The organism is Pseudorhodoferax aquiterrae, assembly GCF_014652235.1.
GTDB classification, from domain to species: domain Bacteria; phylum Pseudomonadota; class Gammaproteobacteria; order Burkholderiales; family Burkholderiaceae_C; genus Pseudorhodoferax; species Pseudorhodoferax aquiterrae.
Genome location: NZ_BMYK01000004.1, coordinates 120115 through 134989, shown reverse-complemented (window position 1 = coordinate 134989; position 14875 = coordinate 120115). Strand labels below are relative to the sequence as shown.

At 73.4% G+C, this 14875-nt stretch carries 16 protein-coding genes; 9 read left to right on the top strand and 7 right to left on the bottom strand.

Annotated elements, in window-relative coordinates; translation table 11 throughout:
- Nucleotides 1-9: 9 nt before the first annotated feature.
- Entirely contained in the window at nucleotides 10-624 is a 615-nt protein-coding gene (locus IE209_RS08555) for a TetR/AcrR family transcriptional regulator (protein WP_189686539.1), read from the bottom strand.
- A gap of 94 nt (nucleotides 625-718) precedes the next feature.
- Here IE209_RS08555 and IE209_RS08550 point away from each other — a divergent pair, with 94 nt between their 5' ends.
- Nucleotides 719-1711, top strand: coding sequence for an SDR family oxidoreductase (locus tag IE209_RS08550; protein WP_189686538.1), 993 nt, complete (start codon nucleotides 719-721; stop codon nucleotides 1709-1711).
- Nucleotides 1712-1717: 6 nt separating this feature from the next.
- On the top strand, nucleotides 1718-2812 hold the full coding sequence (locus IE209_RS08545; RefSeq protein WP_229882756.1) for an alpha/beta hydrolase family protein: 1095 nt from the start codon (nucleotides 1718-1720) through the stop codon (nucleotides 2810-2812).
- A 69-nt stretch (nucleotides 2813-2881) separates the two neighbouring features.
- Here the strand turns inward: IE209_RS08545 and IE209_RS08540 are convergent, their stop codons facing one another.
- Entirely contained in the window at nucleotides 2882-3280 is a 399-nt protein-coding gene (locus IE209_RS08540; protein ID WP_189686537.1) for a GFA family protein, read from the bottom strand.
- Between the two features lie 256 nt (nucleotides 3281-3536).
- On the opposite strand from IE209_RS08540, the gene IE209_RS08535 reads away from it, so the two are divergent.
- The 4 genes from IE209_RS08535 to IE209_RS08520 are packed head-to-tail and all read left to right on the top strand — an operon-like array spanning nucleotide 3537 to nucleotide 8242.
- Nucleotides 3537-5549, top strand: a complete 2013-nt coding sequence (locus IE209_RS08535; RefSeq protein ID WP_189686858.1) for an XrtQ-dependent VIT and vWF-A domain protein — start codon at nucleotides 3537-3539, stop codon at nucleotides 5547-5549.
- Nucleotides 5546-6418: an exosortase Q gene (xrtQa, locus tag IE209_RS08530; protein ID WP_189686536.1), complete on the top strand. Its 873-nt coding sequence runs from the start codon at nucleotides 5546-5548 to the stop codon at nucleotides 6416-6418. The genes IE209_RS08535 and xrtQa overlap by 4 nt, the downstream gene beginning before the upstream one ends.
- Nucleotides 6402-6986, top strand: a complete 585-nt coding sequence (xrtQb, locus tag IE209_RS08525; RefSeq protein WP_189686535.1) for an exosortase Q subunit 2 — start codon at nucleotides 6402-6404, stop codon at nucleotides 6984-6986. The genes xrtQa and xrtQb overlap by 17 nt, the downstream gene beginning before the upstream one ends.
- Nucleotides 6983-8242 carry a biosynthetic peptidoglycan transglycosylase gene (locus tag IE209_RS08520; protein WP_229882755.1) on the top strand — a complete coding sequence of 420 codons (1260 nt, stop codon included), beginning with the start codon at nucleotides 6983-6985 and terminating at the stop codon, nucleotides 8240-8242. Before xrtQb ends, IE209_RS08520 begins: the two co-directional genes overlap by 4 nt.
- A 21-nt stretch (nucleotides 8243-8263) precedes the next feature.
- Here the strand turns inward: IE209_RS08520 and IE209_RS08515 are convergent, their stop codons facing one another.
- Entirely contained in the window at nucleotides 8264-9187 is a 924-nt protein-coding gene (locus tag IE209_RS08515; protein ID WP_189686534.1) for a LysR family transcriptional regulator, read from the bottom strand.
- Between the two features lie 104 nt (nucleotides 9188-9291).
- Between IE209_RS08515 and IE209_RS08510 the strand changes: the two genes are divergently transcribed.
- Entirely contained in the window at nucleotides 9292-9855 is a 564-nt protein-coding gene (locus IE209_RS08510; protein ID WP_189686533.1) for a pyridoxamine 5'-phosphate oxidase family protein, read from the top strand.
- Between the two features lie 30 nt (nucleotides 9856-9885).
- Here IE209_RS08510 and IE209_RS08505 read toward each other — a convergent pair whose 3' ends face one another.
- The gene (locus IE209_RS08505; protein ID WP_229882754.1) at nucleotides 9886-10419 is read right to left on the bottom strand and encodes an MOSC domain-containing protein; all 534 of its coding nucleotides are present in this window, start codon (nucleotides 10417-10419) and stop codon (nucleotides 9886-9888) included.
- A gap of 96 nt (nucleotides 10420-10515) precedes the next feature.
- Here IE209_RS08505 and IE209_RS08500 point away from each other — a divergent pair, with 96 nt between their 5' ends.
- Nucleotides 10516-10716, top strand: a complete 201-nt coding sequence (locus IE209_RS08500; protein WP_189686531.1) for a type II toxin-antitoxin system VapB family antitoxin — start codon at nucleotides 10516-10518, stop codon at nucleotides 10714-10716.
- A gap of 118 nt (nucleotides 10717-10834) precedes the next feature.
- Nucleotides 10835-11239, top strand: a complete 405-nt coding sequence (gene vapC, locus IE209_RS08495; protein WP_189686530.1) for a type II toxin-antitoxin system VapC family toxin — start codon at nucleotides 10835-10837, stop codon at nucleotides 11237-11239.
- An 11-nt stretch (nucleotides 11240-11250) separates the two neighbouring features.
- On the opposite strand, the gene IE209_RS08490 is transcribed toward vapC, so the two are convergent.
- The 3 genes from IE209_RS08490 to IE209_RS08480 are packed head-to-tail and all read right to left on the bottom strand — an operon-like array spanning nucleotide 11251 to nucleotide 14824.
- Nucleotides 11251-13035: a cobaltochelatase CobT-related protein gene (locus tag IE209_RS08490; RefSeq protein ID WP_189686529.1), complete on the bottom strand. Its 1785-nt coding sequence runs from the start codon at nucleotides 13033-13035 to the stop codon at nucleotides 11251-11253.
- Nucleotides 13032-13997, bottom strand: coding sequence for an AAA family ATPase (locus IE209_RS08485; protein ID WP_189686528.1), 966 nt, complete (start codon nucleotides 13995-13997; stop codon nucleotides 13032-13034). Before IE209_RS08485 ends, IE209_RS08490 begins: the two co-directional genes overlap by 4 nt.
- Nucleotides 13994-14824, bottom strand: a complete 831-nt coding sequence (locus IE209_RS08480) for an IclR family transcriptional regulator (RefSeq protein ID WP_189686527.1) — start codon at nucleotides 14822-14824, stop codon at nucleotides 13994-13996. Before IE209_RS08480 ends, IE209_RS08485 begins: the two co-directional genes overlap by 4 nt.
- Between the last annotated feature and the right edge of the window lie 51 nt (nucleotides 14825-14875).

Genomic DNA, 14875 nt, shown 5'->3' with positions numbered 1-14875 from the left:
CCGCCGGCCTCAGAGTTCCGTCTTCAGGCTGTCGAACGCCTCGCGCAGGAACTTGGCCGCCGGCTTGCGCGGGCCGGCCTGCTCGCGCCAGGACTGCAGCGCCAGCCGCATCGCGCCGATGGACACCATGGCCACCATGCGCAGCGCAGCGCGGCGCTCGGGCTGGCGCCAGACTTCGCACAGCACCTCGAACAGCACCACCTCCTGCTGCGCATAGAAGGCCTGCTTGCGCGCCAGCAGCGCGTCGCTGGAACGCATGAGGTTGTCTACCGCCGTCATCTCCTCGGTGGTGTAGCGCGCGATGTGCTTGACCATCACGTCGCGCACCGCGTCCAGCGGCGCCTGGTCGGGCGAGGCCTTGCGCAGATCGTCCACCAGGCGGGCCGAATCGGCGGCCTGCCAGAACACGATGATCTCGTCCTTGGACTTGAAGTGCGAGAAGAAGGCGCGGCGCGAGATGCCGGCCTCGGCCGCGATGGCGTCCAGCGTCGTGCCCTCGTAGCCCTGGGCGAGGAACAGGCGCTGCGCCACCTCGGCGATGCGCTGGCGGGTCTCGCGGCGCTTGCGTTCGCGCAGCCCTTCTTCGGCGGGCGCGGCGCCCGTGTTTGGGGAAATTCCTGACATGGCCGGGGTCTCTTGCAAATCTGCACTTGGTGCAATAAAGTTTGCACTCAGTGCATTTATTGACCACCCAGTTTAGCCCCTACCGCCCATCGCCATGAACCACTGGACCGCCTCCGACATCCCTCCCCTGCACGGCCGCACGGCCGTGGTGACCGGCACCGGCGGCCTCGGCCTGCAGGACGCGCTGGCCCTGGCGCGTGCCGGCGCGCGCGTGGTGCTGGCCGGCCGCAACCCGGCCAAGGGCCGGGACGCGCTGCAGCAGATCCGCCGCAGCGTGCCGCAGGCACAGGCCGAGTTCGCGCCGCTGGATCTGGCCAGCCTGGCGTCGGTGGCGGCCTTCGGCGCGGCGCTGCGCGGCTCGCACGCGCGCATCGACCTGCTGATCAACAACGCCGCCGTGATGACGCCACCCGAACGCCGGCAGACCGCCGACGGCTTCGAACTGCAGTTCGGCACCAACCACCTGGGCCACTTCGCGCTGACCGCCGCGCTGCTGCCGCTGCTGCGCAAGAGCCCTGCGCCGCGCGTGGTCAGCGTCTCCAGCATCGCCGCGCGCAGCGGCCGCATCGATTTCGACGACCTGCAGGCCCGGCGGCGTTACGTGCCCATGCAGGCCTACGCCCAGTCCAAGCTCGCCTGCCTGCTGTTCGCGCTGGAACTGCAGCGCCGCAGCGATGCCGCGGGCTGGGGCCTGCAGAGCATGGCGGCGCACCCGGGTATCGCCCGCACCGACCTGCTGCCCAACGGGGCCGGCCCGGCCAGCCTGCCGGGCCTGGCGCGCCGCTGGCTCTGGTTCCTGTTCCAGCCCGCCGCCCAGGGCGCCCTGCCGACGCTGTACGCCGCCACCGCGCCGCAAGCCCAAGGCGGCCACTACTACGGCCCGGACCGGCTCGGCGAGACGCGCGGCCATCCGGCGCCGGCCCGCGTGCCGGCGCAGGCACTGGAGACGGCCACTGCGGCCCGCCTGTGGGCCGTGTCGCAGCAGCTCACCGGCGCGCAGTTCGGCGACAGCCCTGCCGCACCGCCATCGGCCACGGCGCACCGTGCGCGCCTGGGGGTGGCCCTCTCCCAAGTCCAGCCTGCCTGACGCGCCATGCCGCCAACCCCGATCACCGCGCCAGCAGCGCGCCTGCCGTCGCGTGCGGCACCCGACCTGGGCCGGCGCAGGATGAGCGCCATGCTGCTGGCCGCGCTGGCAATCCCCGGCCTGGCCGCGTCTGAGCCCGCTGCCGGCCCGGCCCCGCGCGTGCTGGACTTCGACTGGTTCGACGCCGCCCGGGAGCGCCCCGTGCCCGTGCGCCTGTACTGGCCCGCCGCCGCCACGCCCGCGCAGCCCGTGCCGCTGGTCGTGTTCTCGCACGGCATCGGCGGTTCGCGCAACGGCTACAGCTACCTGGGCCGCCACTGGTCGGCCCACGGCGTGGCCAGCCTGCACGTGCAGCACGTGGGCAGCGATGCGGCCCTGTGGCGCGGCAACCCGTTCGGCATGCTGGGCCGGCTGCAGGCTGCGGCGCAGGAAGCCGAGGCGCTCGCGCGCACCGCCGACATCCGCTTCGCGCTGGACCGCATGCTCTCGGACGACAGCGCCGGCCTGGGTGCGGCCGTGGACCGCGGCCGCCTGGTGGCCGCGGGCCACTCGTACGGCGCCAACACCACGCTGCTGGCCGTGGGTGCGCAGGTGGTGCGCGGCGGACGGACCATCGACTGCCGGGACGCGCGCCTGCGCGCGGCCATCGTGCTGTCCGCCCCGCCCTTCCACGGCGAGCCCGATCCGGCGGCCGTGCTGCGCGGCATCGACGTGCCGACCGTGCACGTGACCTGCACCGACGACGTGATCCACATCCCCGGCTACCACTCCGATCTGCAGGACCGGCTGGCCGTCTTCGACGCGATCGCGCACCCGCGCAAGCTGCTCGCCGTGTTCGAGGGCGGCTCGCACAGCATGTTCACCGACCGGTCGCGCACCGGGGGGGCCGCCCTGAACGCCCAGGCCAAGCGCGCGACCGCGGAGCTGGGCCTGGCCTTCCTGGACCTCGTCTTCGCGCAGGACGGCCGTGCGCTGGCGCAGTGGCAGTCCGCCTGGCGGCCCATTCTGCGCGTGGCGCCGGGCGACGTCGGCCGCGCGCAGGGCGGCGGCCGGGCCCTGCAGTTGGTGGGAGGGGCGCGCACCGTGCCGGTCGTCGGCTGATCGGCATCCCCGTCGCCGCGCCGCCCGCAGCGGCCAGGTGCGCAGGAGCGTCCTGCGCGTGTGGAGCGCTCAATCCGCCGGACGCGCGGCGCGGTGCACGGGCAGGCCGTCCCCCAGCACGGTCCACGCGAGCTTGCTGCCGGCGTGGGTGTGGTCCGCGGGCGGCAGGCGCTCCGGATCGTCCAGGCTGCAGGTGGTGACGTCGATCTCCGCGCTGGCCTCGTCGTCCTCGAACGTGAGCTGGGTACCGCAGGTGCCGCAGAAGCTGCGCGTGGCGTGCGGGCTCGAGCGGAACCGCGTGGGCCTGCCCTGCACGATGCGCCATGCCGTCTTCGGCACACTGAACCAGGCCACGCACGGGGCGCCCGTGCTGCGGCGGCAGACCGTGCAGTGGCAGAAGGTCAGGTGGAACGGCGTGCCGCCCGCTTCGTAGCGAACAGCGCCGCAGAGGCAGCCGCCGGTCAGCATGCCGGACAGCGCAGGGGATGGGGCGGGCAGCAGCAGCGCATGGTGGTCCTCCAGGGAAACGGCTTGCGTCCATTCTGGGCCCGGCGCCGCAGCATTTCACGCCGACTTCACACAAGCCCGGCGCCTTCGCACTGGCTTCTCAGACGCGGCCGACAGTGGCGCCGTGCACCGTCGCACGGCCACTTCCAGCGGACACCCCGTGATCGCCTTCCTCCTCCTTCCCCAGAGCGCCACCGGGCGCTGGCTCGCCGCGGCGATGCTGGCGCTGTGCGCGGCGCTGCTGCACCGCCCCGTCGATGCGCAGACGCGCGATGCCGACGGCCCGCGCCAGCAGACCGAGAGCCCCTACTTCCTCGTGCGGGGCGCCGCGACGGGCGTGGACCAGCTGCCGCTCAAGGGCACCGAGGTCTCGGTGCAGGTCTCCGGCGTGATCGCCGAAGTCCGAGTGGTGCAGCACTACCGCAACGAGGGCCAGGCGGCCATCGAGGCCGACTATGTGTTCCCGGGCTCCACGCGCGCCGCCGTGGGCGGGCTGCAGGTGCGGCTGGGCGAGCGTGTCGTCACCGCGCAGATCCGCGAGAAGCAGCAGGCGCGCATCGAATTCGCAGCCGCCAAGCAGGAGGGCAGGACCGCCGCGCTGCTCGAGCAGCACCGGTCCAACGTGTTCCAGATGCGGGTGGCCAACATCCTGCCAGGCGACGACGTGCAGGTGGAGCTGCGCTACACCGAGTTGCTGCTGCCGCAGGACGGGCGCTACGCCTTCGTCTTCCCCACCGTCGTCGGCCCGCGCTACGCGCATGCGGCCAGCCAGGGCGGCGCCACCTGGGCGGCCCAGCCCACGCTGCGTGCCGGCGAGCCACCTGCGAGCCGCTTCACGCTGCAGATGCAGCTGGACGCGCCGCTGCCGCTGCAGGACATCCGCTCGCGCACGCACGCCATCGACGTGGTGCAGACGCAGGAGCGGCCCCGCCACGCCAGCGTGCGCCTGGCCGAAGGCCGCGGCCCGGCCAACGACCGCGACTTCGTGCTCGACTACGGCCTGGCCGGCGACGAACTGGCCGCCGGCCTCCTGCTGTCCGAAGGCCGGGGCCCGAACGCCGAGAACTTCTTCCTCGCGCTGGTCGCGCCGCCCAAGGCCGTCGCGGCCACGCAGATCGCGCCGCGCGAATACATCTTCGTGGTCGACATCTCGGGCTCCATGCACGGCTTTCCGCTGGACACGGCCAAGGCCATGCTGCAGCGCCTTCTGAAAGGCATGCGGCCCGGCGACCGCTTCAACGTGCTGCTGTTCTCGGGCAGCAGCCGCATGCTGGCGCCCCAGTCGGTGCCGGCCACGCAGGCCCACATCGCCCGCGCACTGGCGGCGCTCGACCAGACCATGGGCGCGGGCGGCACCGAGCTGATCCCGGCGCTGCGCCGCGTCTACGACCAGCCCAAGGCGCCCGCCGTGGCGCGCACCATCGTCGTCGTGACCGACGGCTACGTGACGGTGGAGCAGGAGGCCTTTGCGCTCGTGCGACGCCACTTGAACCAGGCCAACCTGTTCGCCTTCGGCATCGGCTCGGCGGTCAACCGCGCGCTGCTCGAAGGCCTGGCCCGCGCCGGTGGCGGCGAGCCCTTCGTCATCACCGACCCGGTGCAGGCGCCCGAGCAGGCGGCGCGTTTCCGGCGCATGGTGGAGTCGCCCGTGCTGACCGGCGTGCAGCTGCAGTTCGAGGGCCTGGACGTGTATGACCTCGAACCCGCCGTGCAGCCCGACGTGCTGGGCGAGCGCCCCGTGGTGGTGTTCGGCAAATGGCGCGGCCAGCCGCAGGGCCGCATGCGGGTGCAAGGCCACACAGCCGCCGGCCCTTGGGCGCAGAGCGTGGAGGTGCAGCCGGCCCCGCCCGGCCAGGCCGCCGCGCTGCCGGCGCTCTGGGCCCGCCACCGCATCGCCCAGCTGGCCGACCAGGAGGCCCTGGAAGGCGGCGACGCCCAGCGCGCCGCGATCACCCAGCTCGGCCTGGACTATGCGCTGCTGACGCCCTACACGAGCTTCATCGCGGTCGACCAGGTGGTGCGCAACCCGGCGCCGGGCGCCAGCCGGCACGTGCAGCAGCCGCAGCCGCTGCCCCAGGGTGTGGAGGAAAGCGCGCTGGCGATCGCCGGCGCCGAGGTGCCCAGCACGCCCGAGCCCGAGACCCTGGGGGCCGTGCTGCTGGTGCTCTCGGTGCTGGCCATGCTGCGCCGCCGCGCCCAGCGCACGCGCAATAGGAGCTTCACGCGATGACCGCCCACGACCTGGTCCGCAACCCGCGCTTCGTGCGCTGGGGCATCGCCTTCGACCGCCTGCCCGCGGGGGCCTGGATCGCGCTGCAGGCGCTGGCCCTGCTGCCCGCCTGGGTCTGGATGGCGCGGCGCTTGGCCGATGGCGCCGACGACCCGCTGGGCCTGCTCGCGCTGGCCGCGCTCGCCACGCTGGTCGGCGTGCACCGCAAGGCCTTGCGTGCTTCGCCCGCGCTGGGCTGGCTGGCCGCCGCCGCGGCGCTGACGCTTGCCGCCACGATGCTGCGCGGCACGCTGGCGCCGCTGCTGGCCAGTCTGCTGGCCGTGCTCGCGCTGGCCGCGGCGCTGCTGGCCTTCCTGCCGCGCCAGGTGGCGGCCACGCCCGTGCTGCTGCTCGCGGTGCTGGCGCTGCCGCTGCTGTCCTCGCTGCAGTTCTACGCCGGCTACCCGCTGCGCGTGCTCACGGCCGAGGCCGCGCATTGGCTGCTGGCGCCGTTCTTCACGGTCTGGCGCGAGGGCAGCACGCTGCGCGTGGACGGCCGCCTCGTCATCGTGGACGCACCCTGCTCGGGGGTGCAGATGGCTTGGCTGGGCTACTTCACGGCCGCTGCCACGGCGCTGTGGGCGGGCCTGGCCGACCGCACGGTGCTGGCCCGCCTGCCGTTCGTGGGCCTCACGGTGCTGGCTGGCAACGTGCTGCGCAACACGCTGCTCGTGGCGGCCGAGGGCGCGGGCCGGCCGCTGCCGGCCTGGGGCCACGAAGCGCTGGGCCTGGCGGTGCTCGGCGCGGTCTGTGCCGCTGTCGCCTGGCAGGTCCAGCGGCCCGTTGTCCACCCCCTGTCCCTCGGAGTGCGCCATGCCCACGCGGCTTGAAACCCTGTTCGCCAACCGCTTCGTGCAGCGCGTGCTGCACAAGACCGTCTTCGCCACCGGCCTGGCCTGGTGCCTGCTCTGGAGCGCGGCCCAGGCCGTCTGGCCCGCCGCCGCGGCGCCGGCCGAGGCCACGGCCTGGGAATGGCCGAGCCACTGGGAAGGCGCCACGCTGCGGCCTCTGGCCCTGGGGCCGGTGGAGCAGCGCTTCGCGCGGCAGTTCCCGGGCGCCATCGCGCGCATGACCGACGGCGAACGCGTGCTGGTGCTGCGCCACGTGACCGCGCCCACGCGCATGCTGCATCCCGCCGAGGACTGCTACCGCGCGCTGGGCTACGGCATCGCCAGCGCCCGGCTCGAGCACGATGCCCACGCACAGCTGTGGCGCTGCTTCACCGCCACGCGCCGGGGCGACCAGGCGCTGCGCGTGTGCGAACGCACGACCGACGCCCAGGGCCGGGCCTTCACCGACACCTCGGCCTGGTACTGGGCGGCCCTGCGCGGCCAGTCCACCGGTCCCTGGCTGGCGGTGACGACGGCCACGCCCATCGCAGCCCGGGGCCTGCTGTGACCACCCGGCGCGCCATGCGCGGGCTGCTGGCCGCTCTGGCGGGCCTGCTCGTCGCCGCGCTGCTCGCCATCGCGGTGACGCTTTACCTGCTGGCGCCACGCCCCGGCGAGTGGGCGACCTCCGTGCGCCTCGGCCCCTGGCGCACCGACGTCAGCGTGCCGGCCGCGCTGCGGCTCGCCACGGCCGCGCCGTTTGCGCGCTGGCTCGATGGCCGCCGCCTGGCCACGCGCTGGGGACCGGTGCAGCTGCACTGGCAAGCGGCCGACCGCAGCCTGCACCTGCAGTGCGCGCCGTGTGCGTTGCCCGCGCCCGCGCTGGGCAGCGCGCCGCTGCAGCTGCAGCGGCTGCAGCTCTCGCTGTTCCGTGACTTCGAGACCGTGCAGGGCCGGCTGCGGGCCGACGCGGGAACGGCCGGCGGCCCGGCCCTGCAGGCCTGGTTCACAGGCCGGCTGCAGCAAGGCGGCCTGGCGCTGCATCTGCGCCTGCCCGCCACGCCGATCGCCGACGCCTATGCCGTGCTGGCGCCGCAGCTGCCCGAGCTGGCCCAGGCGCGCATCGACGGCCAGGTGGCCCTGCGCGTGCAGTTGCAGCTGCCCGGGGGCGCGCTGCGCGTGGTGCCGCAGATCGAAGGTTTCGCCGTCCAGGGACTGGGCACCGAAGCGCTGGCCCACGCGGCAAGCAGCTGCGGCGCACCGAGCCGGCTGCGTCAGCACGACTGGCTGGTGCGTGCCGTGCTCGCCGCCGAAGACCAGCGCTTCTTCGAGCATCCTGGCTACGACCTGGTGGAACTGCAGGCCGCGCTGCAGGGCAACCAGATTGCGGGCGCGGTGCGACGGGGCGGCAGCTCGCTGAGCCAGCAACTGGCCAAACGCCTCGTGACGGGCGACGAACGCAGCGCCACGCGCAAGCTGCGCGAGCTGCTGTACGCCGTGGAGATGGAGCAGACGCTGGGCAAGGCACGCATCCTGCAGCTGTACCTGGACAACGCGCCCTGGGGCAGCGGGCTGTGCGGTGCCGAGGCCGCGGCGCGCGGCTACTTCGGGCGCAGCGCGCGGCAACTGGCGCCAGCGCAGGCCGTGTGGCTGGCGGCCATGCTGCACCGGCCCGATGCCGAGGCACTCGCCTGGCGCAGCCGCGGTGGCATCGCGTTGGGCCGCGCCGCATGGGTGGCGGACCAGCTGCGCGGTGGCACGCGCGAACGCGAACGCCGCGCCGCGCTGCAGGCGCTGCGCGCAATGGCGCTGCCGGCGCCATGAGCGCGGCCTGGGCTCGGCCCGCTAGGCGGACGGCGCGCCGCCGATCTCCGCCAGCACCTGCCGCAGCCGCGGCGCCGCGGTGTCCAGGAAGCGGCGCATCTTGAGGGGCATCTGCCCGCGCGATGCATGCACCAGGTGCACCGGCACCGGCGGCGGCTCCCAGGGTTCGAGCACCAGCTGCAGCGCGCCACGGCGCAGCGCATCCACCGCCTGGTAGTGCAGCAGCCGCGCGATGCCGATGCCGCGCACCGCCGCGTCTGCAGCGGCCTCTGGATGCGTGACGCGCAGGCGGGGCCGGACCACCACCTCGCGTGCCCCGGCCGACCGCGGGTCGCCGAAGCGCCAGGACGATGCCGGCCCGGGCGCGTCCACCGCGATGCAGGGCCACTGCGCCAGATCCTCGGGTGCGTACGGTGCACCCAGCCGGGCCAGCAGCGCCGGACTGGCGCAGGCCACCGTGCGCAACACGCCGACCTGGGTCGCGACCATGGCGCTGTCCGGCAGGTGGCCGATGCGCACGGCCATGTCGATGTGGTCGTCGACCAGATCCACGTTGCGGTCGGCCAGCACCAGCCGGATGTCGATCTGCGTGAACGCCGCGAGGAAATCGGCCACGATGGGCAGCACATGCAGCCGGCCGAACAGCACGGGCGCGGTGACGACCAGATCGCCCTTGGGCGCCGTGAACTCGCCCGTGGCCTCCTGCTCAGCCGCGTCCACCAGGTCCAGGATGCGGCGCGCGGCGGCCACGTAGGCCTGGCCCGCATCCGTCAGCGTGAGCTTGCGCGTGGTGCGGGTCAACAGCCGCGTGCCCAGCTGCGCCTCCAGGTCCGAGATGCGGCGGCTCAGCGTGGCCAGCGGCATCTGCAGCGCCCGTCCGGCGGCCGACAGGCTGCCGGTCTCCGTGACCTTCACGAGCATCGCCATCGCTTTCAGACGGTCCATGGGCCGGCGCATCCTTCCAGATTTCGGGAGACTGATTCTTCCCAGAACCGGATTATCAAATCAGATGGAAAGGTGCACCATGGCAACTCCACCAGGAGAACACCATGTCCTACGGATTCCTCGACATCGCCATCACCCCCAGCGTGCGCGCCGCGCAGGCGGCGATGGGCGCCGACCACCTGTGGACCGACGTGCGGGACGACCGCAGCTTCGACCGCTTCACCGAAGCCGAGGCCGCCTTCATCGCCGAGCGCGACAGCTTCTACATGGCCACGGTGTCGGAGACGGGCTGGCCCTACATGCAGCACCGCGGCGGGCCGCGCGGCTTCCTGAAGCTGCTGGACGAGCGCACGCTGGCCTTTGCCGACTTCCGCGGCAACCGGCAGTACATCAGCACCGGCAACCTGCAGGCCAGCGACAAGGTCTGCCTGTTCCTGATGGACTACCGGCGCCGCGCGCGGCTCAAGGTCTACGCCCACGCCGAGACGCTCGCGCTCGACGCCGACCCGGCGCTGACCGCCCGGGTCGCGGTGCCGGGCTACCGCGGCCGGCCCGAGCGCATCGTGCGGCTGCGGCTGCAGGCCTTCGACTGGAACTGCCCGCAGCACATCACGCCGCGCTGGAGCGAGGCCGAGATCCGCGCGCTGCAGGAGTCGGCAGAGGGCTGAGGCGGCCCTGCGCGCCGACGAAGTGGCCGGTCAGGTGCCGGCCGGCACGGCCACCACCCGCACCGCATCCCCCACCGCGATCTCCCCGCCCTGCAGCACGCGTGCCGTCATGCCGCCATGGCCGCGCAGTGCGTTGTAGCCGCCCGGCCCCAGCGCAGCCTCCATCTTCGAGCAGGGATCGCAGGGGCCGGTCAGCTGCAGCACCACAGCTGCGCCGATGTGCAGTTCCAGCGCCTGGTCGGCGAACAGCGTGCGTGCCGCGACGAGGTTCAGCCCTTCGACCACGAGGTTGCGGCGCAGCAGCGTGGGCGCGATGTGCGGCAACCGGGTCCATGCCGCGAGCAGCGGCAGGTGCTCGGCCTGCAGCAGCGTGACCTGCCGCTTGCCGCCACCCGGGCGCGCGGAAGGCCGCGCGGCGCTGCGGTCGCCCTGCAGGCCGCGCTCCGGCAGCGCCAGCGCACGCTGCACCGACAGCGCCGGCGCGTCGCGCGCGGGCCGCAGCACGATGGCCTGCACGCGGCCGGCATGGGGGAACTGGCGGGACAGCTGGCGCAGATCGGGCATGGCCTGCATGCTCGCACAGGCGTCCTGCAACGCCGATGCCCCTGCCCCTCGCAACGTCGGAACGGCGTGTGTAGACTTCCACACAAGGAGGCACACATGGCAACCAACCTTGCACTCGATCCCCGGCTGCTGGACCAGGTTCTGGAACTCAGTGGAGAGCCGACCAAGAAGGCCGCCGTCACACTGGCCTTGAAGGAATTCGTGGCACGCCGTGAACAGCACAAGCTGGCGGAGCTGTTCGGCAAGCTCGACTGGGATGCCAGCTACGACCACAAGGCGGAACGCAGCCGCGCATGAGCGCCGCCCGGCCGCCCGAAGGCGCTCGCACCGCAGGCGAAGCCGAAGGTACTCCAGTGAGCACCGCCGGGCCGCTCCGAGGTGCTCAGCACCGCAGCGCGCAGCGCGAAGGTACTCCGTGAGCCTGCTGGTCGACACTAGCGTGTGGTCGCTTGCGCTGCGGCGCGACGGAACCGCGACGGCGCCGGAAGTTCAGCTGCTGCGCGAGGCGCTCGCCGGGGCAGACACGGTCGTGACGACAGGCCTGGTGCTGCAGGAGCTGTTGCAGGGCTTCCACGGCCCGCGCGCCGCTGCGGCCCTGATCGAACGCTTCCAGGCCTTGCCCATCATCGCGCCGGACCGGCAGGACCACATTGCCGCCGCCGAGGTGCGAAACACCTGCCGCAGGGCGGGCGTGCAGATCGGAACCATCGATGCGCTGTTGATCCAACTCTGCGGCCGGCACGAACTGACCCTGCTTTCGACCGACCTGGATTTCGTCCACGCCGCTCGCCATGTGCCGTTCAGGCTCTGGCGAGCTTGACCGCAGGCCCGTCAGCGCCGCCCCCGCCCGCCCAGCACCCCCACCACTTCGCGGAACACCGCGTTGCCCGCGCCAGCGTGGGCCAGGTCCAGCACATGGCTGGCCGCGTAATAGGGGCTCAGGTCCAGCCCGACCCCCACGCCGTAGAGCGCGATCCGCCCCTGCTGCTCGATGCGCTGCGCCACCTGCTGCAGGTGGCGGTCCAGACAGTGGGCGCCGTTGGCCAGGCGCGTGGCGCCGTCCATGGGGCAGCCGTCGGAGAAGACCAGCAGGATGCGCCGGTCGGAGTCCAGCGCGGCAAGCCGGCCGGCGGCCCACTGCAGGGCCTCGCCGTCCACGCCTTCGCGGAACAGGTCAGGCTTGAGCAGCGCGGCGAGGCCGGGCCGCGCACGGCGCCAGGGTGTGGCCGCGTCCTTGAACACAATGTGGCACAGCTCGTTGAGCCGGCCCGGCCGCGCGGGCCGGCCGGCGCGCTGCCAGTCGCGCTGGGCACGGCCGCCGTTCCAGGCGCCCGTGGTGAAGCCCAGCACCTCGCAGCGCGCGCCGATGCGCTCCAGCGCACGGGCCAGCACGTCGGCCAGCATGGCCGTCCACTCGGCATGCTCCTTCATCGAGGCCGAACAATCGAGCAGCAGCGTGACGGCGCAGTCTGCGAGCGGCTGGTCGCGCGCGGCGCGGAACAGCCGGCGCTCGGTCGGCTGCGCCACCAGCCGGGCCAGGCGGCGGCCGTCGAGCAGGCCTTCCTCCTGACCATCGTGCCAGCCGTCCTCGCGCGGGCGCGCCAGCAGGGCTTGCAGCGCGCGCACCAGCCAGGGCAGCTGCACGCCCTGGCGCGCGATGCGCGCGTCCAGCCGCTCGCGCAGTTCGCGCAGTGCGTCGGGGCGCACCAGGGCGGCGGCGGCCACCTCGCGGTCGTAGGCGCGCGTGAAGACCCGGTAGGCCTCGGATCCGCCTTCGAGCACGCGGGCATCGCCGGCCTGGGCCAGGCGGCCGGCCTCGCCGGCCGGCGGGTCGAAGTCCATCAGCACGCGGAAGCCGGCGGCGTTGTCTTCGTCATCGCCTTCGCGCTCGGCAGCCTGCTGCTCGGCCGCCTCGGCACCGTGCGCCAGCATGGCGGCCACGGCGCGCGCGATGGCCAGCGCATGCTGCGCGTAGGCGGCCTGGTCGCGGCGCTGGCGGCGCAGGCCGGCCAGGTCGGTGCCCAGCTGCGGCACGAGTTCGGCGCGCGTGCCTTCGATGAGGTCTTCCGTCTCCTCCATGACCGGCTCGCCCGTCACGCGCGAGCGGCCGATCTGGGCCACGGTGTAGAGCAGCATGCCGCGCGTGGTCTCGTTGAGCCGCGCATGGTGGTAGGCGCGCGACCAGGCGTCGAAGCGGTGGCGCAGGTTGCGCGCCACGCCGGGCATGGCGGGATCGGCGAGCGACTCGCAGCGCAGCTGCTCCAGCAGCTCGAACAGCAGCCGCTCCACCGGTGGCTGCGGGCAGAGGCGCCGGTGCAGGGCCGCATCGCTGTGGGCCAGCCGCAGCGCGATGCCGTCGGCCGCGCCGCGGAAGGAGCCGGCGTCGTCACCCTGCTCCAGCGCCGGCGCCAGGTGCGGCCCGAACAGCGGCAGCGGTTGGCGGCCGCGGTGCAGGCGCCGGCCGCGGTAGTGCAGGTCGGCCTCGCCGCTCAGCGCGCGGATGGCGCCGGCGCTGAGTTCCTCCACCTGTTCGTGCCAGCGCGCGAGCTGCGGCGGCGTCGGCGGCACGCCGGCGGCGTCGGCGCGCGGTGGCGCGGGCCAGTGCCGCGGGGTCATGGGGCGCCCGACGGTTCCAGCTCGCGGTCCAGGCAGCGCTGGAAGTACTCGGCCACGACGGGGCGCTCGGCCTCGTCGCACTTGTTGGCGTAGGAGAGCCGGAACGCCAGCGCCACGTCGCCGAAGATCTGCAGGTTCTCGGCCCAGGTGATCACGGTGCGCGGCGACATCAGCGTGGACACGTCGCCCGCCGCGAAGCCTTTGCGCGTGAGCCCGGCCAGCGCCACCATCTGCGCCACCAGGCGGCGGCCGGCCTCGTCGCCCAGCGCCGGCACGCGGGCCAGCACGATGGCCTCTTCCTCGGCCGGGTGCAGGTAGTCGAGCGCGGCGACGATGTTCCAGCGGTCGATCTGCGCGTGGTTGAGCCGCTGCACGCCGTGGTACAGGCCGTTGAGGTTGCCCTGGCCCACGGTGTTGGCGGTGGCGAACAGGCGGAACGCCGGGTGCGGCGTGAGCACGGTGTTCTGGTCCAGCAACGTGAGCCGGCCGCCCTGCTCCAGCACCCGCTGGATCACGAACATCACGTCGGGCCGGCCCGCGTCGTACTCGTCGAACACCAGGGCCACGGGCCGCTGCAGGGCCCAGGGCAGGATGCCGGGCTGGAATTCGGTGACCTGCTGGCCATCCTTGAGCACCACGGCATCGCGGCCGATCAGGTCGAGCCGGCCCACGTGCCCGTCCAGGTTCACGCGCAGGCAGGGCCAGTTCAGCCGCGCCGCCACCTGCTCGATGTGGCTGGATTTGCCCGTGCCATGCAGGCCTTGCACCAGCACGCGCCGGTTGTGCGCGAAGCCAGCCAGCAGCGCCAGCGTCACGTCGTGCTGGAAGCGGTAGGCCGGGTCGATCTCGGGCACATGGGCGTCGGCCGTGCGGAAGGCGGGCACACGCAGCGCGCTGTCCAGGCCGAAGACCTCGCGCACGCTGACCTGGGTGTCGGGGACGAGGCCCGGTTCGTCGGTCATGGCAGCGTCTCGGCCGCATGTTGGCGCGGCACGGCGTGCTCGATGTCGGCCAGCGCCTGGGCCGCGCGCCGCAGCGCGGGCAGCACGCTCTCGGCCTTGTCGCGCGGCAGCCGCATCACGGGGGCCTGCACGGCCACGCACAGGTTGGAGCGGCCGCTGTCCGAGGGCACCAGCACGGCCACGCACAGCAGGCCGGGCAGGAACTCCTCGTCGTCCAGCGCATGGCCGGCGCGGCGCACGGCCTTGAGCGCGGTTTCCAGCTGGGCCAGGTCGGTCACGGTCTTGGGCGTGTAGGCCATCAGCGGCGCATGGCCCAGCAGGCGCTGGCGCTGCGCCGGGCTCATCTGCGCCAGCAGCAGCTTGCCGCTGGCCGAGCAGTGCGCCGGCACGCGCGAACCGGGCGCCAGGTAGAAGCGCAGCGGCGCCGCGGTCTCCACCCGGTCGAGGTAGACCACCTCGTCGCCGGCCAGCGCCGTGATGTTGCAGCTCTCGCCCACCTCCTCCACGAGCCGGCGCAGCACCGCATGGCGCGCGCCGTGGAAGGTGTCGTTGCGCAGCAGGTTCTCGGCCAGGCGGCGCAGCCGCACGCCGGTGCCGTAGTGGCGCCCATCGCCCTCGCGCTGCAGCAGGCCGGCGCCTTCGAGCTGCTGCAGCATGCGGTGCAGCGTGGGCTTGGGCAGCCCGGTCTCGTCGACCAGGGACTGCAGCGTGAACAACTGGTCGCGTGCGGCGATCACCTCCAGCAGCGCGAACAAGCGCATCGTGGGCGTGTCGCCGGCAAGCTCGGCCGCGCTGCCGGCGGGCAGGGAGGGGGGAACGATGTGCATGGTGCTGGATGTTCTCATATTCCGTTATTCGGACCAATAAGTTTCGATTTT

Bases quoted from the DNA above. Each gene is read 5' to 3' on its own strand.
- IE209_RS08555 (WP_189686539.1), bottom strand. From the start codon at position 624: ATGTCAGGAATTTCCCCAAACACGGGCGCCGCGCCCGCCGAAGAAGGG.
- IE209_RS08550 (WP_189686538.1), top strand. From the start codon at position 719: ATGAACCACTGGACCGCCTCCGACATCCCTCCCCTGCACGGCCGCACG.
- IE209_RS08545 (WP_229882756.1), top strand. From the start codon at position 1,718: ATGCCGCCAACCCCGATCACCGCGCCAGCAGCGCGCCTGCCGTCGCGT.
- IE209_RS08540 (WP_189686537.1), bottom strand. From the start codon at position 3,280: ATGCTGACCGGCGGCTGCCTCTGCGGCGCTGTTCGCTACGAAGCGGGC.
- IE209_RS08535 (WP_189686858.1), top strand. From the start codon at position 3,537: ATGCTGGCGCTGTGCGCGGCGCTGCTGCACCGCCCCGTCGATGCGCAG.
- xrtQa (WP_189686536.1), top strand. From the start codon at position 5,546: ATGACCGCCCACGACCTGGTCCGCAACCCGCGCTTCGTGCGCTGGGGC.
- xrtQb (WP_189686535.1), top strand. From the start codon at position 6,402: ATGCCCACGCGGCTTGAAACCCTGTTCGCCAACCGCTTCGTGCAGCGC.
- IE209_RS08515 (WP_189686534.1), bottom strand. From the start codon at position 9,187: ATGGACCGTCTGAAAGCGATGGCGATGCTCGTGAAGGTCACGGAGACC.
- IE209_RS08510 (WP_189686533.1), top strand. From the start codon at position 9,292: ATGTCCTACGGATTCCTCGACATCGCCATCACCCCCAGCGTGCGCGCC.
- IE209_RS08505 (WP_229882754.1), bottom strand. From the start codon at position 10,419: ATGCCCGATCTGCGCCAGCTGTCCCGCCAGTTCCCCCATGCCGGCCGC.
- IE209_RS08500 (WP_189686531.1), top strand. From the start codon at position 10,516: ATGGCAACCAACCTTGCACTCGATCCCCGGCTGCTGGACCAGGTTCTG.
- IE209_RS08490 (WP_189686529.1), bottom strand. From the start codon at position 13,035: ATGACCCCGCGGCACTGGCCCGCGCCACCGCGCGCCGACGCCGCCGGC.
- IE209_RS08485 (WP_189686528.1), bottom strand. From the start codon at position 13,997: ATGACCGACGAACCGGGCCTCGTCCCCGACACCCAGGTCAGCGTGCGC.
- IE209_RS08480 (WP_189686527.1), bottom strand. From the start codon at position 14,824: ATGCACATCGTTCCCCCCTCCCTGCCCGCCGGCAGCGCGGCCGAGCTT.